The organism is Parasulfuritortus cantonensis, assembly GCF_004337445.1.
GTDB lineage: Bacteria > Pseudomonadota > Gammaproteobacteria > Burkholderiales > Thiobacillaceae > Parasulfuritortus > Parasulfuritortus cantonensis.
This window is the reverse complement of sequence record NZ_SJZB01000018.1, coordinates 1-24,186: the sequence shown is the minus strand read 5'-3', so window position 1 is coordinate 24,186 and position 24,186 is coordinate 1. Positions and strand designations below refer to the sequence as shown.

The 24,186-nt window shown below is 67.8% G+C and carries 25 protein-coding genes and 1 tRNA gene; 6 read left to right on the top strand and 20 right to left on the bottom strand.

The window, feature by feature from the left end:
• Positions 1–128 precede the first annotated feature (128 nt).
• Positions 129–1,742 carry a Na+/H+ antiporter gene (locus EZJ19_RS05020; protein WP_240754666.1) on the bottom strand — a complete coding sequence of 538 codons (1,614 nt, stop codon included), beginning with the start codon at positions 1,740–1,742 and terminating at the stop codon, positions 129–131.
• Positions 1,743–1,974: 232 nt separating this feature from the next.
• On the opposite strand from EZJ19_RS05020, the gene EZJ19_RS05015 reads away from it, so the two are divergent.
• Genes EZJ19_RS05015 through EZJ19_RS05005 form a run of 3 tightly spaced genes read left to right on the top strand, consistent with a single transcriptional unit; the run spans position 1,975 to position 4,905 of the window.
• Complete coding sequence (locus EZJ19_RS05015; protein WP_165873468.1) at positions 1,975–2,808, top strand: transglutaminase family protein; 834 nt, start codon at positions 1,975–1,977, stop codon at positions 2,806–2,808.
• Entirely contained in the window at positions 2,795–3,559 is a 765-nt protein-coding gene (locus EZJ19_RS05010) for a transglutaminase family protein (RefSeq protein WP_131445200.1), read from the top strand. Before EZJ19_RS05015 ends, EZJ19_RS05010 begins: the two co-directional genes overlap by 14 nt.
• Entirely contained in the window at positions 3,529–4,905 is a 1,377-nt protein-coding gene (locus EZJ19_RS05005; RefSeq protein ID WP_165873467.1) for a transglutaminase family protein, read from the top strand. Before EZJ19_RS05010 ends, EZJ19_RS05005 begins: the two co-directional genes overlap by 31 nt.
• Positions 4,906–5,221: 316 nt before the next feature.
• On the opposite strand, the gene EZJ19_RS05000 is transcribed toward EZJ19_RS05005, so the two are convergent.
• The 10 genes from EZJ19_RS05000 to rpsU form a co-directional block, all read right to left on the bottom strand.
• Positions 5,222–5,905, bottom strand: coding sequence for a class I SAM-dependent methyltransferase (locus tag EZJ19_RS05000; RefSeq protein WP_131445198.1), 684 nt, complete (start codon positions 5,903–5,905; stop codon positions 5,222–5,224).
• Entirely contained in the window at positions 5,902–6,819 is a 918-nt protein-coding gene (locus tag EZJ19_RS04995) for a lysophospholipid acyltransferase family protein (RefSeq protein ID WP_131445197.1), read from the bottom strand. Before EZJ19_RS04995 ends, EZJ19_RS05000 begins: the two co-directional genes overlap by 4 nt.
• Before the next feature lie 7 nt (positions 6,820–6,826).
• The gene (locus EZJ19_RS04990) at positions 6,827–8,287 is read right to left on the bottom strand and encodes a class I adenylate-forming enzyme family protein (RefSeq protein ID WP_165873466.1); all 1,461 of its coding nucleotides are present in this window, start codon (positions 8,285–8,287) and stop codon (positions 6,827–6,829) included.
• A gap of 11 nt (positions 8,288–8,298) precedes the next feature.
• A complete protein-coding gene (locus tag EZJ19_RS04985) occupies positions 8,299–8,553 on the bottom strand; it encodes an acyl carrier protein (RefSeq protein WP_131445195.1) in 255 nt (84 codons plus the stop codon).
• Positions 8,554–8,594: 41 nt separating this feature from the next.
• Complete coding sequence (locus tag EZJ19_RS04980; RefSeq protein ID WP_206199316.1) at positions 8,595–9,434, bottom strand: sugar phosphate isomerase/epimerase family protein; 840 nt, start codon at positions 9,432–9,434, stop codon at positions 8,595–8,597.
• A gap of 456 nt (positions 9,435–9,890) precedes the next feature.
• Positions 9,891–9,967: transfer RNA gene (locus tag EZJ19_RS04975), tRNA-Ile, on the bottom strand.
• Positions 9,968–9,997: 30 nt separating this feature from the next.
• On the bottom strand, positions 9,998–11,935 hold the full coding sequence (gene rpoD / locus EZJ19_RS04970) for an RNA polymerase sigma factor RpoD (protein WP_131445194.1): 1,938 nt from the start codon (positions 11,933–11,935) through the stop codon (positions 9,998–10,000).
• 209 nt (positions 11,936–12,144) lie between these two features.
• The gene (gene dnaG, locus EZJ19_RS04965) at positions 12,145–13,725 is read right to left on the bottom strand and encodes a DNA primase (protein WP_131445193.1); all 1,581 of its coding nucleotides are present in this window, start codon (positions 13,723–13,725) and stop codon (positions 12,145–12,147) included.
• A 49-nt stretch (positions 13,726–13,774) separates the two neighbouring features.
• Positions 13,775–14,218 (bottom strand): GatB/YqeY domain-containing protein, encoded by a 444-nt coding sequence (locus EZJ19_RS04960; RefSeq protein WP_131445192.1) that lies wholly within the window; start codon positions 14,216–14,218, stop codon positions 13,775–13,777.
• A gap of 24 nt (positions 14,219–14,242) precedes the next feature.
• The gene (gene rpsU / locus EZJ19_RS04955; RefSeq protein ID WP_131445191.1) at positions 14,243–14,455 is read right to left on the bottom strand and encodes a 30S ribosomal protein S21; all 213 of its coding nucleotides are present in this window, start codon (positions 14,453–14,455) and stop codon (positions 14,243–14,245) included.
• 97 nt (positions 14,456–14,552) lie between these two features.
• Here rpsU and tsaD point away from each other — a divergent pair, with 97 nt between their 5' ends.
• Complete coding sequence (gene tsaD / locus EZJ19_RS04950) at positions 14,553–15,560, top strand: tRNA (adenosine(37)-N6)-threonylcarbamoyltransferase complex transferase subunit TsaD (protein ID WP_131445190.1); 1,008 nt, start codon at positions 14,553–14,555, stop codon at positions 15,558–15,560.
• Between the two features lie 12 nt (positions 15,561–15,572).
• Here tsaD and EZJ19_RS04945 read toward each other — a convergent pair whose 3' ends face one another.
• The 3 genes from EZJ19_RS04945 to plsY all read right to left on the bottom strand — a co-directional run bounded on the left by EZJ19_RS04945 (position 15,573) and on the right by plsY (position 17,657).
• A complete protein-coding gene (locus EZJ19_RS04945) occupies positions 15,573–16,187 on the bottom strand; it encodes a DUF2202 domain-containing protein (protein WP_131445189.1) in 615 nt (204 codons plus the stop codon).
• A gap of 88 nt (positions 16,188–16,275) precedes the next feature.
• Positions 16,276–17,052, bottom strand: coding sequence for a hypothetical protein (locus tag EZJ19_RS04940; protein WP_131445188.1), 777 nt, complete (start codon positions 17,050–17,052; stop codon positions 16,276–16,278).
• Positions 17,052–17,657, bottom strand: a complete 606-nt coding sequence (gene plsY, locus EZJ19_RS04935; protein ID WP_131445187.1) for a glycerol-3-phosphate 1-O-acyltransferase PlsY — start codon at positions 17,655–17,657, stop codon at positions 17,052–17,054. Before plsY ends, EZJ19_RS04940 begins: the two co-directional genes overlap by 1 nt.
• A gap of 36 nt (positions 17,658–17,693) precedes the next feature.
• Between plsY and folB the strand changes: the two genes are divergently transcribed.
• The gene (gene folB, locus EZJ19_RS04930; RefSeq protein ID WP_131445186.1) at positions 17,694–18,050 is read left to right on the top strand and encodes a dihydroneopterin aldolase; all 357 of its coding nucleotides are present in this window, start codon (positions 17,694–17,696) and stop codon (positions 18,048–18,050) included.
• An 18-nt stretch (positions 18,051–18,068) separates the two neighbouring features.
• A complete protein-coding gene (locus EZJ19_RS04925; RefSeq protein WP_131445185.1) occupies positions 18,069–18,806 on the top strand; it encodes a sulfite exporter TauE/SafE family protein in 738 nt (245 codons plus the stop codon).
• Here the strand turns inward: EZJ19_RS04925 and EZJ19_RS04920 are convergent.
• The 6 genes from EZJ19_RS04920 to EZJ19_RS04895 form a co-directional block, all read right to left on the bottom strand.
• Positions 18,803–19,636 (bottom strand): HDOD domain-containing protein, encoded by an 834-nt coding sequence (locus tag EZJ19_RS04920; RefSeq protein WP_131445184.1) that lies wholly within the window; start codon positions 19,634–19,636, stop codon positions 18,803–18,805. The genes EZJ19_RS04925 and EZJ19_RS04920 overlap by 4 nt on opposite strands.
• Before the next feature lie 33 nt (positions 19,637–19,669).
• Complete coding sequence (gene xerD / locus EZJ19_RS04915; protein ID WP_131445183.1) at positions 19,670–20,572, bottom strand: site-specific tyrosine recombinase XerD; 903 nt, start codon at positions 20,570–20,572, stop codon at positions 19,670–19,672.
• Positions 20,547–21,029: a methylated-DNA--[protein]-cysteine S-methyltransferase gene (locus EZJ19_RS04910; RefSeq protein ID WP_131445182.1), complete on the bottom strand. Its 483-nt coding sequence runs from the start codon at positions 21,027–21,029 to the stop codon at positions 20,547–20,549. Before EZJ19_RS04910 ends, xerD begins: the two co-directional genes overlap by 26 nt.
• A gap of 32 nt (positions 21,030–21,061) precedes the next feature.
• Positions 21,062–21,826, bottom strand: a complete 765-nt coding sequence (locus EZJ19_RS04905; RefSeq protein ID WP_131445181.1) for a hypothetical protein — start codon at positions 21,824–21,826, stop codon at positions 21,062–21,064.
• A gap of 117 nt (positions 21,827–21,943) precedes the next feature.
• Positions 21,944–23,050, bottom strand: coding sequence for an aromatic ring-hydroxylating oxygenase subunit alpha (locus tag EZJ19_RS04900; protein WP_131445180.1), 1,107 nt, complete (start codon positions 23,048–23,050; stop codon positions 21,944–21,946).
• 103 nt (positions 23,051–23,153) lie between these two features.
• Positions 23,154–24,107: a DUF3426 domain-containing protein gene (locus EZJ19_RS04895; protein WP_131445315.1), complete on the bottom strand. Its 954-nt coding sequence runs from the start codon at positions 24,105–24,107 to the stop codon at positions 23,154–23,156.
• Positions 24,108–24,186: the final 79 nt, after the last annotated feature.

Sequence of the window (24,186 nt, the reverse complement as noted above, 5' to 3'; positions counted from 1 at the left end):
GGGTGGCGCACGGGCCGGCGCACCAGACAACCGCGCCGGCCAACCGCGCCACGTGCCCCTTTATCGGCAAAACCGGCGCCGGCTATAGCCCCGGTGCGGCGGAAGCCGGTCCGCTGCGGGCCCCTGCTTCAACGGTAGCGCGCCTCCATCAGGTCGATCTGGCGCACCAGCTTGCGGGATATCTCATCCGAGATCGCCGTGTCGCGGGCCAGCTTGAACACCGTCTCCCGTTCCGCCTTCAGGGCCGCCAGGCGCAACGCCACCTCGGCCCGGTCGGCCTGGCGCAAGTGGCCGGCGTCGACCGTGCCCGGTACCGCCCGGTCGTCGATGCGGTGCCTGTAGTCGGCCATGACCCTGACCGCGGCGTTGGCGTACAGGTCGGCGTCGGCGCCGCTTTCTGCCGCCAGGGCGTGGTGCGTCGACTCGATCGCGGCGAGGGCGGCCAGGGCCGCCTCGTGGCGGGCGAGGTCCTCCTCCAGGCGGTCGGCCGGCTCTTCCGGCAGGGTCAGCCCCTCCAGCACGCGCGGCAGGCCGACGCTGGCCAGCAGGAGCGAGAGCAGGATCACCGAGGCGGCGAGGAAGATCACCAGGTCGCGGGCGGGGAACTCGGCGCCGTCCGGGAGCAGCAGCGGCAGGGTCAGCACGCCCGCCAGGGTGACCGCGCCGCGCACGCCGGCCAGGGCCATGACGGCGATGATGCGCAGGCGCGGCTTGGGCAGCGCCCCGCCCTGGCGGCGCGCCTTGAACAGGCTGAAGCGCCAGGCCGCCCAGACCCAGCAGAAGCGCAGCAGGACGAGGATGGCGCCGATCGCGAGGACGTAGGCGAGCAGCCACCAGGGCGACAGATGGCCGGCCTCCTCCACGGAATCGGCGGCCCGGCGCAGGATGCCCGGCAGCTGTTCGCCGAGCAGAACGAACATGATGCCGTTGAGGGTGAACTGCACCATCTCCCAGACCGCCGCACGCTGCACCCGGGTGGTGGCCAGGGCGCGCCCGGACAGTTCCACGTAGCTCATGGTGATGCCGGCGGCCACCGCGGCGAGGATGCCGGACGCCTGGACGTGCTCGGCGACCAGATAGGCGCCGAACGGCGTCAGCAGGTTGATCAGGATGGGCGACCCGCTCTCCTCCCCGAAATGGCGCGACAGCCAGCTCTGCGCCAGGCTGACACCCAGGGTCACCGCGACGCCGGCGGCAACGCCGGCGAGCGACACCCAGACCAGGGTGAGCGATGCCGTGCCGAGCGAAAAGCTGCCGGTCATCACCGCGGCCACGGCAAAGCGGAAGCAGACCAGGCCGGAAGCGTCGTTGAGCAGGGATTCGCCCTCGAGTATGTGCATCAGGCGCTTCGGGATGGGCACCCGGGCGGCGATCGAGGACACCGCCACCGGGTCGGTGGGCGAGACGATGGCGGCGAAGGCGAAGGCCACTTCGAGCGGCATGGCGGGAATCAGCCAGTGCACCAGCAGGCCGGCCCCGAGCACCGTGAAGACGACCAGGCCGAAGGCCAGCGCCAGGATGATGCCCTTGTCGCGGAACAGGCCGGTCTTGGGGATGCGCCAGCCATCCAGGAACAGCAGCGGCGGCAGGAAGAGCAGGAAGAATATCTCCGGGTCCAGGGCGACGCCGTGCACGGTCACCGCCGCGACCAGGGCACCGAGGGCGATCTGCACCAGCGGCAGGGGCATGGAGAACGGCAACATGCGCACCAGATAGCCGCTGGCCACCACCGCAAGCAGCATTGCCAACACAACCTCGATCGAATCCATGTCTCCGCGTCACCCCTCCGAAGCCGGTAAGGGTACCGCAGGCGGCCGCCCGATTTCGGCCGGGCGGCAAAAATTTGCCGGGGCCGGGCCGCCCGTCACACTCTCGCCACAGACCGGCAACCCGACGAAGCAGTCCGAAATCGCCGGACGCGGCCGGCGAATCGATGTGACTATGCTATTAAGCGTCCGTCGTCGGAGTGCTGCGATGTACTTCCAGGTGAGCCACGTCACCACGTACCGATACAGCCGACCGGTGCGCCTTGGGCCGCACTGGCTGCGCCTGCGTCCGCGTTGCGACGGCGGCACGGAACTGCTGCGCCACGAACTCGACATCGAGCCGATGCCGGCCGGCCGGTCGGACGTGCTGGACGCCGACGGCAACCTGGCCACCCGGGTCTGGTTTCTCGGCGAGACTGAGAAGTTCACCGTCCGCAGCCGTTTCGAAGCGCGTACCCGGCTGATCGACCCTTACGACTACCTGGCCGAGGCCATGCCCTGGGGCGCCCTCTACGCCCCCGCCCTGGCGCGCCGCCTCGCGCCCTGGATCGGCGCCGCGGCGGCGCCGCGGGGGGTCCTCGAGCTGGCGGCACAGGTCCGTGCCGGGGCCGCGGACGGGCTGGAATTCGTCCACCGCCTCAACGCCGACCTGCACCGGCGCATCGACCGCGAGATCCGCGACAGCGGCCGCGCCCACCGGCCCGAGGAAACCCTGCGGCGCGGCCGCGGGGCCTGCCGGGACCTCGCCGTGCTGTTCGCCGCGGTCTGCCGGAGCCAGGGCATCGCGAGCCGCTTCGCGAGTGGCTACCAGCAGGGCCGCGCGGACACGAGCACGCGCTACATGCACGCCTGGCCGGAGGTCTACCTGCCCGGCGGCGGCTGGCGCGGATTCGATCCCACGCACGGCTTGGCGGTGGCCGACCGCCACGTCGCGGTCGCCGCCGCCGCCGATCCCGAAGACGCCGCCCCGATCGAGGGCAGCTACCAGGGCGACAGCCCGTCCAGCCTGCGTGCGGAGGTGCGCATCCATGTCGAGGACTGATTCCGGCGCCGCCGCCTTCGACGCCGCCGTGGCGCGCCACGACGCCGACGTCGCCGCCCGCGGGCTGACCATCTGGGTGGGTTCCGAGCCCACCTTCACCGACCGCGCCGCGCAGTCCCCGGAATGGCTCAACCAAGCCCTCGGCGGCGACAAGGAGGCGCGAGCCCAGACCCTGGCCGAGCGCCTGTGCGCCCGGTTCCCGGGCAGCCTGCTGCTGCACACGGTCGGCCGCCAATATCCCGGCGAAGAACGGCCGCGCTGGAACCTGGGCCTCTACCGGCGCCGGGACGGCCGCCCCGTCTGGCCGCCCCGGCCGGTCGCCGAGGCGCCGGCCGACCTCGACGCCTGGACCGCCACCCTGGCGGCGGAATTGACCGGCCGCGGCTGGCACGTCGACGCGGTCGCCGGCGCGGCGGCCTGTGAGCGGCGCGTCCTGCTGCGCACCGACCCCGGCGTCGCGATGCCGGCCCCCGACGACCCGCGCCTGGCCCGGGCGCCGGTACACACCCGGCCGACGCCGGCGGGCGGCCTGACGGACGACCTTGCGGCCGCCGGCCTCCACCTGTTCGCCCTGAGCCTGCCCGACGAGGGCCCGGTGCCGGCCGTCGAACTGCCGATGTTCGCCGACGTGGCGACCTTCCTGGCGGTGCTCGAATGCCTGGCCGCGGCTGCGGCCGACTGCGGCCTGCCCAGGCCGCGCCTGACCGGCTATCCGCCCCCGTGGATGCCCTGGTCGAATGGACCACGGTAACCCCGGACCCGGCCGTCATCGAGGTCAACACGGCCCCCAGCGTCGACGCCCGCGACTTTCTCGCCCGCAGCCGGGCGATCTACGCCACGGCCGCGGACGAGGGGCTGGCCCCCTATCGGCTCTATTACAACGGCGCCGTCGCCGACTCCGGCGGCGGCGGCCAGATCACCCTGGGCGGGCCGAGCCCGGACGCCAGCCCGTTCCTGCTGGCGCCGCGCCTGCTGCCGCGCCTGGTGCGCTTCCTGAACCGGCACCCGGCCCTGTCCTACCTGTATTGCCACGACTACATGGGCAGCGGCGGGCAATCGGTCCGCACGGACGAACGGGGCATGGATACCTTCGACGAACTGCAGTTGGCGCTTGCCCTGCTCGAACGCGACCCGGCGCCCTCGCCGGAACACCTTTGGCACGGTCTCGCCTCGTTCCTCTGCGACGCGGCGGGCAACAGCCACCGTGCCGAGGTCAACATCGAGAAACTCTGGAACCCGTTCCTGGGCAGCCGTGGCAAACAAGGCCTGGTGGAATTCCGCGCCCTGCGCATGCAGCACAGCCCCGAACGGGCCACTGCCCTGGCCTGCCTGCTGCGCGCCCTCGTCGCCTTCCTGGCCTGCCGCGACGATGCCCTGCCGCTGCTCGACTGGGGTCGCGAACTGCATGACCGGTTCGCGCTGCCGTTCTACCTGGAACAGGACATGGAGGCGGTCCTCGGCGCCCTGGCCAGCGCCGGCCTGGAACTGGACGAGGCGATCACCGCGCGCCTGCGCCTGGACGAATTCCGCCACCTGGGCAACGCCGAGCTGCCCGGCTGCGTCCTGGAAATCCGCCGCGCCCTGGAGTTCTGGCCATTGCTCGGCGATGCGGCCAGTCCGGAACAAGGCGGCAGTTCCCGGCTCGTCGACGCCAGCACGGCACGCCTGGAAATACGTCTGCGCCCCCGGCCCGGAGCCGGACCGGACTGGCAGGCCTGGCGCATCGCCACCTGCGCGGTCGCACTGCCCATGCGCCCGGAGCGGGACCGAGAGGGGGAACTCAAGGTATTCGGCCTGCGCTACCGCAGCTTCGTGCCCGGCTGGGGCCTGCACCCCGGGCTGGGCAGCCAGACGCCGGTCCGGCTGCGGCTGAGCCACCCCGATCTGGCCGAAGCCTACCTGGTCACCCTGCACGAGTGGCGTCCCGCCGGCGGCGGTTATCCCGGCCTGCCGGACAGTCTCGCGGAGGCCGCCAACCGCCGGGCCGAGCGCATCACGGTGGAGCGCCAGGACGGCGTCGACGCCGTCGCCGCTGAGGCCGACCCGCACCCCGGGCTGAACGGCTTTTATCTCGACCTGCGCACGCGGGATTGCTGATCCCGGCAGCGCGGCACGCCGGCCTGGCCGGGCGGTCGGGAAGCACTCGGCGCCCGGCCTCGGCAGCGGCGCGGCCGGGCGCGCCCAAGCGAGGGCGAACTTTACCGAACTGTATGCTCGTTGTAAGACGCAAACGGGGACACTGAGGACTCCTTCATTGGACTCCTCTTTAGTTTTCCTTCGCACACTCCCGGCACCCCGCGTGCCGGTTTTTTTTGCCCAACGCCGGCCATGCCGAACCGGCACGCGCGCCGTGGCGTGCCCGGAGCGGACCGGGCGACGGGCGGTTTGGGCAACCGGCCGTCTTGACGGCAGGTCAGCGCTTGCGCACCAGCGTCAGGCCGTCGGCAAACGGCAGCATCACCTGGTCAACCCGGGCGTCGTTTCTGATCCTCTCGTTCAGCGACCGCATGATTGCCACCGCCTTGGCCTTGCCGGGTTTCCACCGGGCCTCCTGGGTGGCCGTGGCCTCGACGACGCCGCCCATGCACATGACGTTGTCGAGCACGATCAGCCCGCCCGGCTTGGCCAGGATCAGCGCGCCTTCGTAATACTCGTCGTATTCCCTTTTGTCGGCATCGATGAATATGAAGTCGAATGTCCCGGCCTCGCCCTGGTCGAGCAGATCGCGCAGGGTTGCCAATGCCGGTCCGAGACGCAGGTCGATCATGCCGTCGACCCCGGCCTCATGCCAGTAACGGCGCGCCATGGTGGTCCAACGGGTACTGATGTCGCAGGTCACCAGACGACCGTCGCCAGGCATGGACAGCGCCACGGCCAGCGCGCTGTACCCGGTGAAAGTGCCGAGCTCCAACGCCTTGCGCGGCTCGAGCAGCTTGACCAGGAACGACAGGAACTGTGCCTGCTCTGGCGTCGTCTGCATGATCGCAAAGCGGTCCTGCGCCGTTTCCTCCCGCAGGCGGGCCATGATCGCCGGCTCACGAAGCATCGACCTGAGGTAGTCGAGCAGTTTGCCTTCCCCCTCGCCCTGGACGTTCATCTGCGTTGCTCGCCGCTGCGTCCGCGGAATGCCGACGTGATCGAGTCGATGGTGCGTCGAATCCGCTGCCTGAGATCGTAGTTCCAGCGCAAACCGCTGCGTTCGGTGTCCCAGATGCCATCTCGGAAACCCAGGTCCGCCGGGTTGTTCCTGATCTGGTCCCACAAACGCTCGAAGTAGGCCCGATACCATTGCTCGAGCCACGCCTCGCCTTCGCCCTGCGGCGCCGGGATCGGCTCGATGACGACGCGAATCCGGTCCGGCGCGACCCAGGTGCCCGAGAACCAGCACGTCACGGCCCCGCTCAAGCGCGCCAACTCCCCGATGCCAACCGAGAACCGCACTTCCTGGTTCGCACACCGCACCACCATCTTCTTGGCACCCTGCTTGCCATCCGGCGCGGCCAAGAGCACGCCGTTCCGGCGCAGATGGATCAGACCACGCACCAAGGACTGCTCGCGGCCCGCCTTGGAATCGACCAATAGGCTATTCGGGAACACGGCTGCACTGGCCGGGCTGTCGGTAAGGGCAAGCACCGGGTAGGTGGTTTCGAGGAGCGCGAACCTGGCTATTCTGGCCGGCCCGAGGTGGGCTGAGACCAGGATCACCCCCTTGCCCGATGCAAGGGATCGCTCCAGCGGCGTCCAGTCCACCGGCTCGATCAGTGGCCGTATCTGATCGGCGCGGTTTTCCTTTTGCAGGTAGCGGCCGTATAGGAAATGGGCGGAATACCCCCAACAGGCGGCTCGATACCAGGTCTGTTCATGTTCCGGCCGGATTCCCAGGTTGTGCCGCGCAAAGGGCAGGATCGCCCTTCTTGCCGGCCATCTGGGCGGGCGGTCGTCGAGGTCGCGCAGGGCGGCCCTGAACGGAAGGTTCTCATCGAAGACCGGCTTGTGCTTCTTCCACGACATCGACGAATCATTCCTTTCCGAGGACGACCGAGGCCAAGTCGCCAACCCGGACCTTCCCGTTGGCTTCACGCGGCAGACTGCTTTTCACCACGACGCGGGCCGGAACCTTATAGGCGAGCAGTTGCGCGCGACATGCCGCCATCACGCTCTCGGGCGTCACCTGTTGCGAGCTTGCCTCGACGACGGCGCACAGCGCCGGCTGGCCGGCACGCTCAAACGGGAGGACGGCGACGTAGGTTACCGGGAACGCCCGTCGAATGGCCAATTCCACTTCGCTACGGTCGACCTTGTAGCCGCCCACGTTGTAGACGTCGTCTCTTCCCAGTATGTGCAGTCGGCCCGTCTCGTCGAGGAAGCCTTTGTCGCCGGGCAGGACATAGCCATCGACCGTCGCCAGGGCATGGTCCGCCTCGGCATAGCCGACGCAGACGGACGAACTGCGGATGCCGACGCTGCCCACGACGAGTGGCGCGCTCATGGCGCCCTGGGAATCGAATATGGCCACCTCCACCCCGGGATACGGTCGGCCGACGCACCCTTCATCGAAATCGTCGCCGAGATTCACGGTCGCACTCAACGTCTCGGTCGACCCGTATTGCTCATGCACGGGGACGTCGAAGCGGCCGCGGAAGGCATCGTGGGCCGCCTGGCTCAGATGACCGGTCGAACAGATGCAGTGCCGCAGGGAGGCGAATACGCCCCGGTCCTGCGGCGGCAGGAAGCACTTGCCGAGCATGTCGATCATCGTCGGCGTCACCATGGTCAGGGTCGGCTGGAACCGCTTCGCCGCGGCCATCAGCTCGGCCGGGATGAAGCGTGGCAGCGGAAATATCGCTCCGCCGACGGCCAACGTGGCATACATCCCCAGTGCGCCATAGGCGTGATAGAAGGGCGATGGCGCGAGGAAGCGGGTGCCGCCGTCCAAGCCGAGGCCGGCGGAGAAATGGCGATAATCCTCCCGTATCTGCGCCTCGGTTCGTTGAATGTGCTTGGGACGGCCACCCGAACCCGAGGTGAACTGTTGGACGAGCACGTTGCCCGTCGTCTCCGACGGACTGCCCCGCCCGTCCCCTCGGCACTGCCAAAGTCCGCCTGCAACCGCCGAAACGGCCGGCATGGGCGGCCACGGCAACGTCACCGGCAGGGCCGTCGCCGCAATGAATCGGAGGCTGGCCGTGGCGGCCGCCGTAGCGAGTTCCGGCGCGCCCATTCGGGGGTCGAGCGGCACGGCGACGCCGCCCGCCTCGAAGAGGCCGAACAGCCATATGAGGTAGTCGAGCGAGTTGGGAAACGCCAAACCGACGCGTACCCCGGGTCCCACGCCGAGACCGCGCAGTCGTGCGGCGACGGCGGCCACGCGGTCGGCCAACTCGGCGTAGCCGAGCGTCCCGGCAACGGTGACGACGGCCGGCCGTTCAGCGTCCGCTTGCGCCCAATGGCGGATCAGATCGCGTGGTCCCGGTAGCATGCCCGACCCCATCATCCGGCGCGTTTGCCATCCAGGTAGTCGACCAGGCTGTCGAGGGTGGCGAACACCTGCTCCAAGTCCTCGGCGTCGATCTGAATGGCGAATTCGTTCTCCAGCGCCACAACCAGGTTGACCAGCGCAAGCGAATCGAGCGACGGGGAATCGAAAAGCGCGGCCCCCCGCTCCACCACCCCGGCCAGTTCGCTCTCCTGGACCAATATCGACCTTAACGCCGGCAAACAACGGATTCTGGTGTCATCGTGCATCTGGGAACGCTTTCATACGCAAGTGTCGGTCGATCGGGATTTTATCGTTCTCCGCCCAAGCATCCGCTCATCTCGAGCAGATTCACCGCAGAACGCCATGCCCGTTCCGCCCTTTGCATCGGCGTCAGGCAGGCGAGCATCTCCCGGTTCGGCACTTCCACGCTGATGATGGCCGACTCCGGAATTCGGCTCAGGAACGAACGCAGGTCCAGTTCGCCTTCGCCGGGAAACAGCCTGGCGGTCCTCGCCAGTTGCCGCACGGTGTCCGGATCGCGGGCGAAGTCCAAGGGCGCATCGCAGATCTGGGCCAGGGGTAGCCAGCTTGCCGGCAATGTCCGCAGTTCATCCAGGGACGAACCTGCGCTGTGGAAATGCAGGGCATCGACGAGAATCCCGACATTCGGCTGGCACGCCTGTTCGACGACCCGCAAGGCTTGCGCCAGACAAGCCGTCCGGGTCCACGTCATCGGCTCGAGGTTGGCTGTAATGCCCAGCGGAGCGGCCATTTCGCACAGACGTGCGAAGTTGTCGATCAACCTGGCCTCGAGCTCGTCATCCCCTACCACGGTGACGTACCGGGCATCCAGCATGGCGACGCGGTCGAGGAAAGGCCTGCAGTCAGCGATCTCGGTGTCTGGTTTCAGGTGCACGATTTCGACGTCGCCGACCCTGACGCCGGTGTCGCGCAAGGCCGCCTGCGTCTCCCGCAGCAAGCCATCGTCATCCGACAAGGGATAGCCTGGTTCAGACGCCGTCGCCGGCAGCAGCCTCAGCCCGACATGGGTAAACCCTGCCCGGGCAGCGATCCGGATGGCCTCGACAGGTCCGGCATCAGGGATGGTGAGAAAGGCTAACGATAACGGGTGCATCTCGAATTCCAACGACTGCAGCCTGGATTATGACCGCACCCGGGCGGAAAGGTCTGTTCCAAGGGACATCACGGCAGCGGCAACTCAGCCGCAGGGCGTCTTGTTGGCCCTGCGACTCCGGCCGCCGGGACGGCGGGTCTGCACCGGTGCTTCATGGCCGCTGCCGGCACGAGGCAGACGTGTAACAGCAACCTCCAGATAGGCCGTGATCCAACTGAAGACCGGTCGCAGGATCGAGAGCCGCAGAGGCCCAAAAGCGTCGACAGGAGAATGCTGCCCGGCGCGCACTACGTCGGCCGGTCGGTACTTTGCCGTCGCCCGGTGGCTTTGGTGTCTCGGCCTGGTGCCCGGCAACGCCCCAAACCACTGACCTGCGCCCTTTTTGAGAGGGCTTCCAAGATCTCGCCTACACAACCTCCAAGAAAGCAAAAGGCCGCCCGGAATGGCGGCCTAAGTGCTTGTTTCTGTTGGTGGGCCCGCAGGGGCTCGAACCCTGGACCAAAGGATTATGAGTCCTCTGCTCTAACCGACTGAGCTACAGGCCCGTCGGGGCGGTTGCCCGCCCCGATGAAACGTCAATCGAGGAAACTGCGCAGACGCTCGGAACGGGACGGGTGGCGCAGCTTGCGCAGGGCCTTGGCCTCGATCTGGCGGATGCGCTCGCGGGTCACGTCGAACTGCTTGCCGACCTCTTCGAGGGTATGGTCGGTATTCATCTCGATGCCGAAACGCATGCGCAGCACCTTGGCTTCCCGGGAAGTCAGGGAATCCAGGACCTCCTGGGTGGCGTTCTGCAGGCTGGAATACAGCGCCGCGTCGACCGGAGCCAGGGTGGACTGGTCCTCGATGAAGTCGCCCAGGTGGCTGTCCTCGTCGTCGCCGATCGGGGTCTCCATGGAGATCGGTTCCTTGGAGATCTTCATGATCTTGCGGATCTTGTCCTCGGGCATCTCCATCTTGATCGCCAGGGTGGCCGGGTCGGGCTCCTGACCGGTCTCCTGCAGGATCTGGCGGCTGATCCGGTTCATCTTGTTGATGGTCTCGATCATGTGCACCGGGATGCGGATGGTGCGCGCCTGGTCGGCGATCGAGCGGGTGATGGCCTGGCGGATCCACCACGTGGCGTAGGTGGAGAACTTGTAGCCACGCCGGTATTCGAACTTGTCCACCGCCTTCATCAGGCCGATGTTGCCTTCCTGGATCAGGTCGAGGAACTGCAAGCCGCGGTTGGTGTACTTCTTGGCGATGGAGATCACCAGGCGCAGGTTGGCCTCGATCATCTCGCGCTTGGCGCGCCGCGCCTTGGCCTCGCCGGTGGACATCTGCTTGTTGATGTCCTTCAGTTCCTTGACCGGCAGGCCGGCCTGTTCCTGCAGCCCGCGCAGCTTGCCCTGGTGCTCGTTGATGTCGTACTGCTGGCGCTCGAGCATCTCGCAGTACGCCTTCTTGGCCGCCATCTCGTGGGTGACCCAGTCGTCGCTGCCTTCGTGGCCGGGGAAGCTCTTGATGAAGTGCGGGCGGGGCATGCCGCACTTGTTGACGGCGATGTCCATGATGGCGCGCTCATGGCTGCGCACGGCTTCCACCATGTTGCGCACGCTGTCGCAGAGGTTCTCGACCTGGCGGGCGGTGAAGCGGATGCCCATCAGGTGGTTGGTGATGTCTTCCTGCAAGGCCAGGTGCTGCTTGCTACCGCGGCCATGCTTGTGGATCGCGGTGCGCATCTTGTCGTTGGTCTTGCGCACGGCGGTGAAGCGCTCCATGGCGTCGGCCTTGAGCTGGGCCAGATTGGCCGCGGACATGCCGCCACCGCCCTCGCTGTCTTCCTCTTCGTCCTCGTCGCTGGCCTCGGTCTCCTCGGCCATCTGCATCGCGATGTCTTCGCCGGCGCTGTCGACCAGACCGTCGACCAATTCGTCGACCCGCATTTCTTCCTTGTCCACCTTCTCCGCCATCTCGAGGATTTGGGTGATGGTGAACGGGCAGGCGGAGATCGCCTGCACCATGTGCTTGAGGCCTTCCTCGATACGCTTGGCGATCTCGATCTCGCCCTCGCGGGTGAGCAGTTCGACGGTACCCATCTCACGCATGTACATGCGCACGGGGTCGGTCGTACGGCCGAACTCGGCGTCCACGGTGGACAGGGCCGCCTCAGCCTCCTCAACGGCATCCTCGTCGGCGACGGGGGCCGGCGACTCGGACATCAGCAGGTCTTCCGCGGCCGGGGCCTCGTCGTAGACCTGGATGCCCATGTCGTTGATCATGCTGATGACGCCCTCGATCTGCTCGGCATCCAGCATGTCGTCCGGCAGATGGTCGTTGATCTCGGCATAGGTCAGGTAGCCGCGTTCCTTACCGAGCAGGATCAGGCTCTTCAGCCGGGTCCGGCGGTCCTCGGTGGTGTTGCTGGCTGCATTGTCGACCGCCTGCACGAGCGCGGCGGCCTGCTTTTCCGCCTGCTTCGCCGTCTGCTTGCCGGCTACTCGCCGAGTCGTCTTCTTTTCCGTCGCCATCGCGTATTACTCTCCAGTGAGGAGTTGCGCAAAATCGTGTATTTTACACGATTCGATTCATTTTCCCTACCGGTCGGATTTGACCTCGTTCAACCGATCCAGTTTCTTTTCTTTTAGCGCCGCCATGTAGTTGGCGCGATCCTCGGGCGAGATGTCGCTCAGTTTCTTGCCGGCAAAGGCGTGCACCTGCCGACGCGCCGCCTGGTCGATCAGTGTCGCCCAGGCACCGCGCAGGTCGGCCTCGGAGTCGTAATCCTCCCCCAGGCCAGCAGACCGGCCGCCGCCGCGTGAATCAGATCCTCGCCCGGCCGGCCGCGGTAGTACTCGATCAGGTCGCGCACCTCGGCCAATTCCGGGTGTTCGCGCATCGCCGCCAGGATCGCCTCCAGCTGTGCCACCTCGGCTTCCTCGGCATGGGCCAGCTCCGGCAGATTGCGCAGCCTCTCCGGCTTGTGCAGGATCGCCTGCAGGACGACCCGGGCCGGGGTCGGCAACGCCGCACGCGGCCCGGCCGGCGGACGCGCGGGGGCCAGCCGCCGTTCCTCGCGCACCGACAACCCGGATAGCGCGGTCAGGCGCTGGCGCAGGCTGCGGGCCAGCAGCGGGGCCTTGGCCATCTGGCTCAGATAGGGTTCGACCAGCTTGACCAGGCGTACCTTGCCCTCCGGCGAGGTCGGCTCAGCCTTCGTGGAGAGTTCCTCGAACAGAAAATCGGACAACGGCTTGGCCTGGTCGCACAACTGCTCGAAGGCGTCGTGCCCGGCCTGCCGGACATAGCTGTCCGGGTCCTCGCCCTGGGGCAGGAAGAGGAAGGTCGCGCGCTTGCCGTCCGGCAACTGCGGCAGGGAGTTCTCCAACGCCCGCCAGGCCGCCTTGCGCCCCGCGGCGTCGCCGTCGAAAGCGAAAACGATGTCGTCGACGAGCTTGAACAGCTTGGTCACATGCTCGGGCGTGATTGCCGTACCGAGGGTCGCCAAGGCGTTGTCGACCCCGTGCTGGGCCAGCATCACCACATCCATGTAGCCTTCGACCACCACCGCCCGGCCGGCCTGCTGGATACCGCGCCGGTTCTCGTACAGGCCGTACAGTTCGCGGCCCTTGTGGAACAGCGGGGTTTCCGGGGAATTCAGGTACTTGGGCTCGCCCTGGCCGATGACCCGGCCGCCGAAGGCGATCACCCGGCCACGTTCGTTGCGGATCGGGAACATCACCCGATCGCGAAAGCGGTCGTAGCGCTTGCCCTCGTTGACGATCACCAGGCCCGCCTCTTCCAGGCCGGGATCGTGATAGTCGGCCACGGCGGCGGCCAAACCCTGCCATTCGTCGGGCGCATAGCCGAGCCCGAAGGTCGCGGCGGTGCGTCCTTCCAGGCCGCGGCCCTTCAGATAGTCGATCGCCTTGGTGCTGGACTTGAGCAGGCCCTTGTAGTGCTGGGCCGCCTTCTCCATCACCTCCAGCAGGTGATCGCGCCGGCCATCCTCGGGCTTACCGCGCTGACCGTCGTCCGGCACGGTCAAACCGTAATGCTCGGCCAGTTCCTTGACCGCCTCGACGAAGCCCATGCCGGCGTGCTCCATGAGGAAGGAAATCGCGGTACCATGGGCCCCGCAGCCGAAGCAATGGTAGAACTGCTTAGTCGGGCTGACGGTGAAAGAAGGCGTTTTCTCGCCGTGGAAGGGGCAACAGGCCATGTAGTTGGCACCCTTCTTCTTGAGCGGGACGTAGCGGTCGACCACCTCAACGATGTCGACCCGGTCGAGCAATTGATGGATGAAGTCCTGGGGAATCATTGCCCAAGGAAAATTAGGGGGTCCCCCGGAATTTTAGGAGACGCGGGGATTAAGCCAAGGCCGATTTGATGCGCGCCGATACGGCACCCATGTCGGCGCGTCCGGCCAGCCTGGGTTTCAACCAGGCCATCACCTTGCCCATGTCCTTGGCCGAGGCGGCGCCGGTTTCTGCCAGCGCGCTGCCAATCAGGGCGGCGAGTTCTTCTTCGGTAAAGGGTTGCGGCATGTAGGCGCCGAGCACCCCGATCTCATCCTGCTCCTTGTCCGCCAGGTCCTGGCGGTGGGCGGCGAGATACTGGGCGACCGCGTCCTTGCGCTGCTTGATGAGCTTTTCGACCACGCCGACGAAGCCGGCGTCGTCCAGCTCGATGCGCTCGTCGATCTCCTTCTGCCTGACGGCGGCCAGGAGCAGGCGCAGGGCGGACAGGCGCGCGCTTTCCTTGGCGCGCAAGGCCCCCTTCATGTCCTCACTGAGTTGCTGCTTGAGGGACATGACGGCGATCGACGGCGGCGGGGCTCAGTACAGCTTCGGGGGCAGCTGCTGGCTGCGCAGGCGCTTGTATTGGCGCTTGACGGCGGCAGCCAGCTTGCGCTTGCGTTCCTGGGTCGGCTTCTCGTAGAACTCGCGGGCGCGCAGTTCGGTCAGCAGACCGGTCTTTTCCACGGTGCGCTTGAAGCGGCGCATGGCCACTTCGAACGGCTCGTTTTCCTTGACGCGAATGCTCGGCATGGATATTTCCAGGCAGTAAAAATGAATTCGCGCATTATATCAGGGCAAGGCCCCGTGACAAGTTAAAATGTCCGGACCTGATCAATACACCTTCATCATGTTAGTCCTCGGTATCGAATCCTCCTGCGACGAGACCGGCATCGCCCTGTACGACACGGAACGCGGCCTGCTCGGCCACGCCCTCCACTCACAGGTCGCCATGCACGCCGAGTACGGCGGCGTGGTGCCCGAACTCGCCTCGCGCGACCATATCCGGCGCGCCCTGCCGCTCACCCGGCGGGTCCTGGCGCAGGCGGACCGGCGCCTCGCCGACATCGACGGCATCGCCTATACCCAGGGTCCCGGCCTGGCCGGCGCACTGCTGGTCGGCGCCAGTATCGCCGCCGGCCTGGGTGTCGCCCTGCGACGACCGGTGGTCGGCGTGCACCACCTGGAGGGGCATCTGCTGTCGCCCCGCCTGGCGGATCCGAAGCCGGAGTTCCCTTTCATCGCCCTGCTCGTCTCCGGCGGCCACACCCAGCTGATGCGGGTGGACGGCGTCGGCCGCTACCGGCTGCTCGGCGAAACCCTGGACGATGCGGCCGGCGAAGCCTTCGACAAGACCGCCCAACTGCTCGGCCTCGGCTATCCGGGCGGGCCGGCGATCTCCAAGCTGGCACTGACCGGCGATCCTGGCCGTTACAAGCTGCCCCGGCCGATGCTCAATTCCGGGGACCTCGATTTCAGCTTCGCGGGTCTGAAGACGGCGGTCCTCACGCTGGTGAAACGCGAGGGTCTGGACCACGCCGCCGATATCGCCGCGGCCTTCCAGGCCGCCGCCGTCGAGGTCCTGGCGAGCAAGGCGGTCGAGGCCGTCCGGCAAAGTGGCATGCAGCGACTGGTCGTGGCCGGAGGCGTGGGCGCCAACCGGCAGTTGCGCGAGCGCCTGGACGCCGAAGCGGCGCGCCGCCGCTTCGCGGTCTATTACCCGCCGCTCGACCTGTGCACCGACAACGGCGCCATGATTGCCTACGCCGGGGCCCTGCGCCTGGCCGAGGCCGGTCCCAGCGACGGCCGCTTCGCCATCCGGCCGCGCTGGGATCTGGGCGAACTTACGGCGCCCTGAGGGCGCCGGCGTTCAGTTGCTGCCGCAACGCTCCATGCTCGAGGCGAGTATGGCGTCGACCCGGGCCTGGGTCAGCACTTGGGCCTCGTAGACGACGCCGGCGGCTTCAAGGTTGCGTACGAAGGCGCGCAGATGGTTGCGCGAACCGCACTGCAGGTGGCCGTAAGCGGTCTGCAGGTCGCTATGGCTGGTCGCCAAGATGGCGGCATCCAGGTCGCCGATATCCACCTCCTCGACCAGGGCACCGGTGCGGAACGCCGCGACCACCGAGACCTGGCCCTGGGCCAACAGTTGATCGTAAAGGTCCTGCAGGCGCGGATCGCTGAACATGCCCGCCGTCGGCAGCGCCGGGTCGGCGATGCCGTAGCGCGCCAAGGCGCTGCCGAGCACGCTGAAATGGGTCGCCTCGCTGTCCGCGATGTTGGCGAACACCATGCGGTCCCAGCGCTCGTCGAGGGCGACGTAGAGGTCATGGGCGAGCTTTTCCTCTTCCCGCATGTAGCTCAGGTCGCTGATCTCCTGGGCGCTCAGCGCGGAAGTGCCGGACTGACCGTTCTTGCCCTTGCCCGCGAGGGCGGGCTGGGCCAGGAGCAGGGTCAACAGGGCGGCGTATACGAATGCTTTCATCGGTTTCCTTTCCAAGGGTGGTGAATCTCCTCCCTGGCGCCGATGAGAACATGGCTAAAACGCCACCGGGATGTGGCAAATTGTCGCGTCAGTCCAGCCTGAGATAGGCGAGCAGGTGGTGCAGCCAGGCCAGCGCCACCTCGGGCATGAACAGCAGATAGGACACCACGGCCATGCCGACCAGGAGCAGGAAGCTCCACAGCACGCTTTCCGGGTGCAGGACGCCCCAATAGCGCATGGCCAGGAACACGGCATCCTTGCGGTGCTCGGACAGGCGCAACCAGCGCGTCGCGAGGGTGGCGAACAGGTAGACGCCGTAGCCGCCGGTCAGGGCCGCCAGGACGACCCGGAATATCGTGATCGGATCGAGCGGACCGCCTTGCTGGCTGCGGAAGAACAAGGACACCACGCCGACCGCGACCGAGGCCGCGAAGGCGAGGCCGATGTTCGCGACCATGCGTCTGCGCTCGCGCGCCAGGTCCTGCTGGCGCTGGATGAAGAAGGCATCGACCTCGGCCTTGAAGTATTCGGTCTTGTCCTCGACCAGGTCGGATATCTCCCGCTTCATCAACGCGATGCGGTCGTCGAGCACGGTGGACAACTTGTCGGCGGCGTAGTCGACCAGTTCCTGGACGTCGTCTTTGGTGAACTGGCGCTGGTTGTGCAATTCCAGGGAAATCTTGTCCAGCTTGGCGTCGATCACCTCGCTGGCGCCGGCGATCACCTCGCGCAGTTCCTGGCCGGCCGCGTGCACGCCCTCCTGGACCACCACGGACAGTCGCTCGCCGGCCCGGTCGATGGCCGACTCGGAGGCGGACGCCAGGCTGTCCTTGGCGTAGTCGATATCCTTCTGGAACCAGGCCATCAGGTCCTCTTCTTGAAAGCGGCCTCCTCACCCGAGAGCAGGCGTGCGATGTTGGCCTTGTGGCGCCAGAAGAGCAGTGCCGCCAGGCCGAGGATGGCGCCCGTGGCGACGGCGTTGCCGTCGATGAACCAAGCATAGACGGGCGCCGTTCCGGCCGCGACCAGGGCCGAGAGCGAGGAGACGCGGGTGACCAGGAACACCACCAGCCAGGTCGCCGCGCAGGCCAGGCCCAGCCACAGGTTGAGGGCCAGGAGCAGGCCGAGCGCGGTGGCCACGCCCTTGCCGCCCTGGAAGCCGAAGAACACCGGCCAGATGTGGCCGAGCAGGACCGAAAAACCGGCCAGGGCGGGCACGAAGTCGGGCAGGCCGTAGCGGGCCGTGGCCCACTTCGCCAGGAGCACGGCGGCCACCCCCTTGAGGGCGTCGCCCAGCAGGGTCAGGGCGGCGACCGCCTTGCGCCCGCTGCGCAGGACGTTGGTGGCGCCCGGGTTGCCGGAGCCGTAGCTGCGCGGGTCGGCCATGCCGAAGGCCTTGGAGAAGATGACCGCGAAGGAGAGTGAGCCGATCAGGTAAGCGACCAAAATGGTCAGGGCGGAGGCAATCATGAGTAGAATACTGGGCCTTATTTCTTGGTCCGTGCCATGGACATACTGTTTCTCAGGGACTTCCGACTCGAAACCATTATCGGCCTATACGAATGGGAGCGCAAAGCGCCCCAGCCCATCCTGATCGACCTGGAGATCGGTCTCTACGACCACAAGGCCGGCCATAGCGACGACATCCGCGACACCATCGACTACGGCAAGGTGGCCGAACGCATCCGGGCCTTCGCCGCCAGCCAGAGCTTCCACCTGGTGGAGACCCTCGGCGAGCACATCGCCGACATCGTGCGCAACGAATTCGGCGCGCCCTGGGTGCGCGTCACGCTGCGCAAGCTGGCCATCATGCGCGGGGTCAAGGAACTGGGCATCATCATCGAGCGCGGCAGCCGCCTCTAGCGCCACCCGGTCCGCGTCATGTCCCCCGCCGACTACGCCTACATGGGCGCCATCCTCCTGGCCGCCTATTTCATCCGCGGCATCTCCGGCTTCGGCTCGGGCCTGGTGTCGGTGCCCCTGCTGGCCCTCAAGCTGCCACTCACCTTCGTGGTGCCGCTCATCCTGCTCACCGACTTCAGCACCTCGCTGGTGCTCGGCGGCCTGAACTTCCGCCAGGTCGCCTGGACCGAGATTCGCCGGCTCTTCCTACCGGGCCTCATCGGCGTGGCGGCCGGTACCCTGCTCCTGGTATCCCTGCCCAAGACGCCCATGCTGATCGGCCTGGGCACCTTCGTGATCCTGTTCGCCGTGCGCACCCTGCTGTTCGCCGGCCGCACGCCGCGGCCGGCCGCGACCTGGTGGGCCTGGCCAGCCGCCCTGACCGGCGGCACCGTGGGCGCGTTGTTCGGCACCGGTGGCCCGCCCTACGTGATCTACCTGTCGCACCGGCTGTTCGACAAGGGCCAGTTGCGCGCCACCTTCTCGGGCCTGTTCTTCATCGAGGGCCTGGCGCGTATCGTCAGCTTCACGCTGTCCGGCCTGCTGCTGGACGGCCGCCTGTTCTGGGCCTACCTGGCCGCCATGCCGATCGCCCTGGCGGCGCTCTGGCTGGGCAGCCATGTCCACACCCGCCTGAGCAACCGGCAGATGATGCAGGTGATCAGCCTGATCCTGCTCGGCAGCGGCGCATCCCTTTACATCAAGGCGCTGGCCTAACCGGCAAGACGGCCGAGCAGTTCGGCCTCCAGCTCCGCCAGCGCCAGGCCGGCCGGCTCGCACATCGCCTCGGCGAGCGGCTGCCAGAGCGGCCACGCCGGATCGTCCGCCCCGGCACCGCCGTCGAGCAGGTGACCGGCCAGACGGACCAGGACGGCGAGACTGCGCACCGGCTCGGCGAGCAGGTCGGGATGACTGTCGTGGTGATGGCGGATGGTCTCGGCCACCTCGGCGGGCAGTTGCCAGTTGCGCGCCACCATCAGGCCGACCACGGCATGGCTGGCGTGCCGCTCGGCGTCCAGGGCGGCCAGGTCGGGCCAATGGCCGGCCTTGAAGGCCTGGGCGTAGGCGGGGTCGCGCCGGCACAGCACCGCAACGCCGCAGTCGTGGAAGATGCCCGCCTGGTAGGCGATATCCTCGCGCACGCCGCGCGGCCGCAGGACCCGGAGCGCCGCCACCACCAGTTCGGCGACCGTTCCCATGCGCCGCCAGAGCGTGTGCATCACGACATCCAGCGCGCTGTCGTGCAGGGCCACGCGCATGCCCTCGCTGCGCACCACCGCCAGGGTGGTGGCAAGACCCAGCAGGGTGACCGCCTTGTCCAGGGAGTCGACCTTGACGCGCAAGCCCAGCACGGGCGAACCAACGACGCGGAAGACCGCCCCGGTCAGCGCCGGATCGCGGGCGATCGCGCGGGCGTACTCGCGTGCCCCGGCGCGGTCGTCGCCGGCGAGCGCGAGGACTTCGAGCAGGGCCGCCGGCATGGGGGGAATCTTCACCCCCGAGGCCAGGATCGCCTCGATCAGCCGGTCATCGTCGTCTGCATGCACGCTTGCCTCCCAGTCAGCCGGGCCGATACTGGCTCAGCCGCGCGGATGGTGCAAGCGATGCAGGTTCTTCAGGCGCTCGCGCGCCACGTGGGTGTAGATCTGCGTGGTCGAAATGTCGGTGTGGCCGAGCAGCATCTGCACCACGCGCAGGTCGGCACCGTGGTTGAGCAGGTGGGTGGCGAAGGCGTGGCGCAGCGTGTGCGGCGACAGCGGCGCGACGATGCCGGCCTGGCGCGCGTAGCGCTTGATGGCATACCAGAAGGCCTGGCGGGTCATCGCCGCCGCCCGGGCGGTGACGAACAGGGCATCGCTGGGCCGTCCGACCAGCAGGGCCGGGCGCGCCTCGGCCAGGTAGCGTTCCAGCCAGACCAGCGCCGGCTCGCCCATGGGCACCAGGCGTTCCTTGGCACCCTTGCCCATGACCCGGACGACCCCCTCGCGCAGACCGAGCGCCGCGACCGGCAGGCCGACCAGTTCGGAGACGCGCAGGCCGCAGGCATACAGGAGTTCCAGCATGGCACGGTCGCGCAGGCCGAGCGGTTCGGCGACCTCGGGGGCCTCCAGGAGGGCTTCGACGTCGGCCTCGGTCAGGCTCTTGGGCAGCGGCCGCGGCAGGCGCGGCGCTTCGATGTTGACGGTGGGATCGTCGGCACGCAGGCCCTGGCGCAACAACCAGCGGTAATAGCGCTTCAGGGCCGACAGCTGGCGCGCCAGGCTGCGCGCCGCGACGCCCTGGCGCAGGGTGCGGTCGGCCAAGAACTGCTGGACATCGCCGGCGTCGGCCGCACCCAGGCGCCGGCCGGCCTTGGCCAGCCAGGCGGCGAACTGGCTGAGGTCGCGCCGGTAGCTCTCCAGACTCCTGGGCGACAGGCCGTCTTCGAGCCAGAGGGCGTCGCAGAAGGCGTCCAGGTCAGGATCCGGCGTCGGCGCCTTCATGGTGCAGCAGCCACTGCTTGACCGCCATCGGAAACCCCGCCGTACCGTGCATGAAGCCACCCAGGCCGTGCGCGGCCAGGACCCGGTGGCAGGGGATGACGATGGGGATGGGGTTGTCGCCGACGGCCTGGCCGACGGCACGCGGGCTGCTGGCGAGTTCCTCGGCGAGCTCGCCGTAGGTGCGGGTACGACCGGGTGGGATGGCCAGCAGGGACTGCCAGACGCGCTGCCGGAACAGGGTGCCGGCCGGGGCGAGGACCAGTTTCCAGACGTGCCCGGGGTCGGCGTAATAGGCCTCCAGCTCGTGCGCGACCCGGTGCACCACCGCTGAGCCGCTGGGCCGCAACGGGGTTTCCGGCGGCAGGAAGTCGAGACCGGACAGCGCCTCGCCGAGCAAGCGGACACCGAGGGCCCCGAACGGCGCCGGCAGGACGGCGTCGTAGTCGGGCCCGCTCATGCCCTGATGCTCGGCGGACCGGGTCGGCGGAACTATTGGCAGACCTGTTGCAGGTTGAAGGACAGCAGGTTGGAGGCGTTGACCAGGTTCATGCCGCCGGTCACCAGTTCATGCAGGAGCTTGGTCGGCGGCGGCGTGATGCCGACCACCTCGGTCGGGCACTTGAAGGTGACCACCACCAAGGGCTTCTCGCCGGTCGGATAGACCTTCTTGATATGGGGCAGGATGGACTGGCCCTCGGTCGGCAGGCTGGGCAGGAGGTCGCGGATGTTGCCGGCCATGCTGGAGAACGGGCTCTCGCCTGCGGCCGCCGCGGGAGCCGCGGCCGGCGTGTAGCTCTGGCTGCTCGGCGCGCTCCAACTCGGCAGGTAGGGATTGCCCGACGTCGCGGCCGGCGCGGCGAGCTGATAGGTACGTGCCGGGACGGCCGCCACGGCATAGCCGGGCGCCGCCGCAGGCTGGGCCGCCGGCAGATAGGGATTGGCGACCGGTGCCGCGGGGCCGGCCAAGTAGGGATTGATCGCGGCGGCCGCGACCGGCGCCGCGGCCGGTGCAACCGGCGCCACCACGGCCGACGCCTGGGCGGCCGGGGGCGTCTGGCGACGCTTGTTCTTGGCGACCGTCTTGGCCCGGACATGCGACTTGGCCTTGGCTTTGGCCTTCGGCTTGACCTTGGCCTTGGTGACCTTCTTGATCGTCGGTTTGGCCGCTTCGGCACTCCAGGCCGGCCCCGCGCACACCAGCGAGACGGAGGCCAGACAGACCGCGGCCAGTTTCAGGAACGGCAAACTCATCATCGACACCTTCCCATGGCAGCTTGCGCTGAATCTATGCAACGTAGCGACTAAGCCACCCCGCGTCAACGAGAACGGCCGCTTTCGCGGCCGTTGCTTGATGTCGATCAAAGATACCGCCTAAAGGTGCGGTTCGATGATGCGCCGGTACCACTCGTGGAAGTGCACCATGCCGTCCTCGGTAGGCGACTGGTACGGGCCCTCCTGGCTGACGCCCTGCTGATGCAGCGCCTTGCGGCCGTTGTGCATGCCGTAGCAGATGTCGTCGTCCTCGACCGCGGTCTCCCGGTAGGCGGCCTGCTCGGCCTCCACGTACTCGCGCTCGAACAGGGCGATCTCTTCCGGATAGTAGTACTCGACCACGTTCAGGCAGGACTCGACGCCGGTCGGCACGATGGTGCTCACGCACAGGGTGTGCGGGTACCACTCGACCATGATGTTCGGGTAGTAGGTCAGCCAGATGGCGCCGAACTCGGGCGGCCTGCCGTCGCGGTAACGCAGCACCTGCTCGCTCCAGCGCTTGTAGACCTCGCTGCCGGGCCGGGCCAGGGCATGGTTGACGCCGACGGTCTGCACCGACCACCAGTCGCCGTATTCCCACTTCAGCTCGTCGCAATTGACGAACTGGCCGAGGCCGGGATGGTAGGGCACGACGTGGTAGTCCTCCAGGTAGACCTCGATGAAGGTCTTCCAGTTGAACTTGTAGTCGGTGATGACCGTGCGGTCGTAGACGTAGCCGGAGAAGTCGAGGTCCTTCGCGGCCGCCATCCTGGACAGGTCGGCGACCACGTCGCGCTTGCCCTCGAACAGCAGGCCGTTCCAACCCTGCAGGGTCTTCTTGCCCAGGTTCAGACAGGGGTTGTCCGGAAAATGCGGCGCGCCCATGAGCTGGCCGTCGAGGTCGTAGGTCCAGCGGTGGAACGGACAGACGATGTTCGGGTTGCTGCCGCGGCCCTTCAGCATGACGGCCTGGCGGTGCCGGCAGACGTTCGACATGAGGTCGACGCCCTTGGCGTTGCGCACCAGCATCTTGCCGCCGCCGTGCAGCCAATCCAGGACGTGATAGTCGCCCTCGGCGGGCACCATCAGTTCGTGTCCCACGTACCCCGGTCCGTTTTCGAACAGGAGCTTCTGTTCCAGTTCGTAGAGCTTCGGGTCGAAGTACCAGTCCACCGGCAGCGCCGGGCTGGTCTTAGTGAGAACAGATTTGCCTGTCAGTTCGGACATGGCCCATTCCCCCAAGAAGAAATTTTAGTGACAAAAAAGGGAGGGGGATTATCCCCCGCCCCTACAGGCCGGGCAAGCCGAATTTGCAGTCAGGAAGCGCGTTTTAGGGGTATTTGGCGACGACTTCGTAGCCCGAGGCGCTGAGTCCGCCGAGATTCAGGAGCAGGCTGAATTCATGCTCGCTCATGGCGGCGACGCCGTTCAGGATGGATTGGTCCTTGCGCAGGTAGTCGGCCGGTGCGAAGGCGCGCTGGGCGATCGCGCCGCCCTGCCAGTCGGTCAGCTTGAGCACCAGGTAGGGCCACTGCTGGGCAACCTCGGAACGGTTGCTGAAACTGACCCGCAAGGTGGCCCGGTTGGGTTGCTCGGGGTCGGTCTCCAGGGACGAGGACTCGATCCGGATCGCCCCGGCATCGGCGGCCAGCGGGATATGGCAACCGAGCGCGCGGCAGGCCGACTCCATGGCCGGCCGCAATTCCGGGCGCCAGGCGACCAGCGGGCCGCGCAGGAAGTAGGCCACCTGGGCCAGCAGGGTGACGACCAGGAGCGCCGCCAGGGCCACCCGCAGGTAATGCCGGGCCGGACCGGGCGGCGGCTCGATGCGGGCGCGGCTGGGCAGATCGGAGAGCAGGATGTCGTCGGTGCCGGCGGCCGGCTCGGGCCTGGCCGGCTCGGCTTCCTCCGCCGCGCCTTTGCCCGGCGCCGCCCCGACCCGGTCGGACAGGCGCAGGACGAAGGCGTCGGTGTCGCCGGGCGCGTCGGTTTCCAGCGGTTCGGGCGGCTCGTCGCGGCGCGCCGGCTTCTTCTCCTCGCGCACGTACCTGGGCATGGCCGGCGGCGGGATGTCCCAGTCCGGCCTGGCCGCCGGCGCGCCGTCGTCGGCCGCCGCCGTGTGGCCCAGGCTGCCGGGCACACCGGCCTCGAACTCCGGCAGCAGGGTGTCGTAGGCGTTGAACACCGCCCGGCAGTAGCCGCAGCGCACCAGCCCGCGCCGCGCCTCGAGCTGGGCGTGGCTGAGACGGAAGGTGGTGCGGCACTCGGGACAGGTGGTTAGCATGGCGCGCCTGGCTGTGTGGTCCCGGAAAACTCTCCTATTTCCGGATTCCAGTCAACAGGGCCCAGCCTTCCGCGCTGGC

Coding starts and splice junctions, on each gene's coding strand:
- EZJ19_RS05010 (WP_131445200.1), top strand. CDS start 2,795: ATGTCGAGGACTGATTCCGGCGCCGCCGCCTTCGACGCCGCCGTGGCG.
- EZJ19_RS04945 (WP_131445189.1), bottom strand. CDS start 16,187: ATGAAAGCATTCGTATACGCCGCCCTGTTGACCCTGCTCCTGGCCCAG.
- EZJ19_RS05020 (WP_240754666.1), bottom strand. CDS start 1,742: ATGCTGCTTGCGGTGGTGGCCAGCGGCTATCTGGTGCGCATGTTGCCG.
- EZJ19_RS04905 (WP_131445181.1), bottom strand. CDS start 21,826: ATGATGAGTTTGCCGTTCCTGAAACTGGCCGCGGTCTGTCTGGCCTCC.
- EZJ19_RS04990 (WP_165873466.1), bottom strand. CDS start 8,287: ATGCTACCGGGACCACGCGATCTGATCCGCCATTGGGCGCAAGCGGAC.
- plsY (WP_131445187.1), bottom strand. CDS start 17,657: ATGATTGCCTCCGCCCTGACCATTTTGGTCGCTTACCTGATCGGCTCA.
- EZJ19_RS04895 (WP_131445315.1), bottom strand. CDS start 24,107: ATGCTAACCACCTGTCCCGAGTGCCGCACCACCTTCCGTCTCAGCCAC.
- EZJ19_RS05015 (WP_165873468.1), top strand. CDS start 1,975: ATGTACTTCCAGGTGAGCCACGTCACCACGTACCGATACAGCCGACCG.
- EZJ19_RS05000 (WP_131445198.1), bottom strand. CDS start 5,905: ATGAACGTCCAGGGCGAGGGGGAAGGCAAACTGCTCGACTACCTCAGG.
- EZJ19_RS04910 (WP_131445182.1), bottom strand. CDS start 21,029: ATGAGCGGGCCCGACTACGACGCCGTCCTGCCGGCGCCGTTCGGGGCC.
- EZJ19_RS04985 (WP_131445195.1), bottom strand. CDS start 8,553: ATGCACGATGACACCAGAATCCGTTGTTTGCCGGCGTTAAGGTCGATA.
- xerD (WP_131445183.1), bottom strand. CDS start 20,572: ATGAAGGCGCCGACGCCGGATCCTGACCTGGACGCCTTCTGCGACGCC.
- tsaD (WP_131445190.1), top strand. CDS start 14,553: ATGTTAGTCCTCGGTATCGAATCCTCCTGCGACGAGACCGGCATCGCC.
- rpsU (WP_131445191.1), bottom strand. CDS start 14,455: ATGCCGAGCATTCGCGTCAAGGAAAACGAGCCGTTCGAAGTGGCCATG.
- EZJ19_RS04900 (WP_131445180.1), bottom strand. CDS start 23,050: ATGTCCGAACTGACAGGCAAATCTGTTCTCACTAAGACCAGCCCGGCG.
- folB (WP_131445186.1), top strand. CDS start 17,694: ATGGACATACTGTTTCTCAGGGACTTCCGACTCGAAACCATTATCGGC.
- dnaG (WP_131445193.1), bottom strand. CDS start 13,725: ATGATTCCCCAGGACTTCATCCATCAATTGCTCGACCGGGTCGACATC.
- EZJ19_RS04925 (WP_131445185.1), top strand. CDS start 18,069: ATGTCCCCCGCCGACTACGCCTACATGGGCGCCATCCTCCTGGCCGCC.
- EZJ19_RS04960 (WP_131445192.1), bottom strand. CDS start 14,218: ATGTCCCTCAAGCAGCAACTCAGTGAGGACATGAAGGGGGCCTTGCGC.
- EZJ19_RS04995 (WP_131445197.1), bottom strand. CDS start 6,819: ATGTCGTGGAAGAAGCACAAGCCGGTCTTCGATGAGAACCTTCCGTTC.
- rpoD (WP_131445194.1), bottom strand. CDS start 11,935: ATGGCGACGGAAAAGAAGACGACTCGGCGAGTAGCCGGCAAGCAGACG.
- EZJ19_RS04940 (WP_131445188.1), bottom strand. CDS start 17,052: ATGGCCTGGTTCCAGAAGGATATCGACTACGCCAAGGACAGCCTGGCG.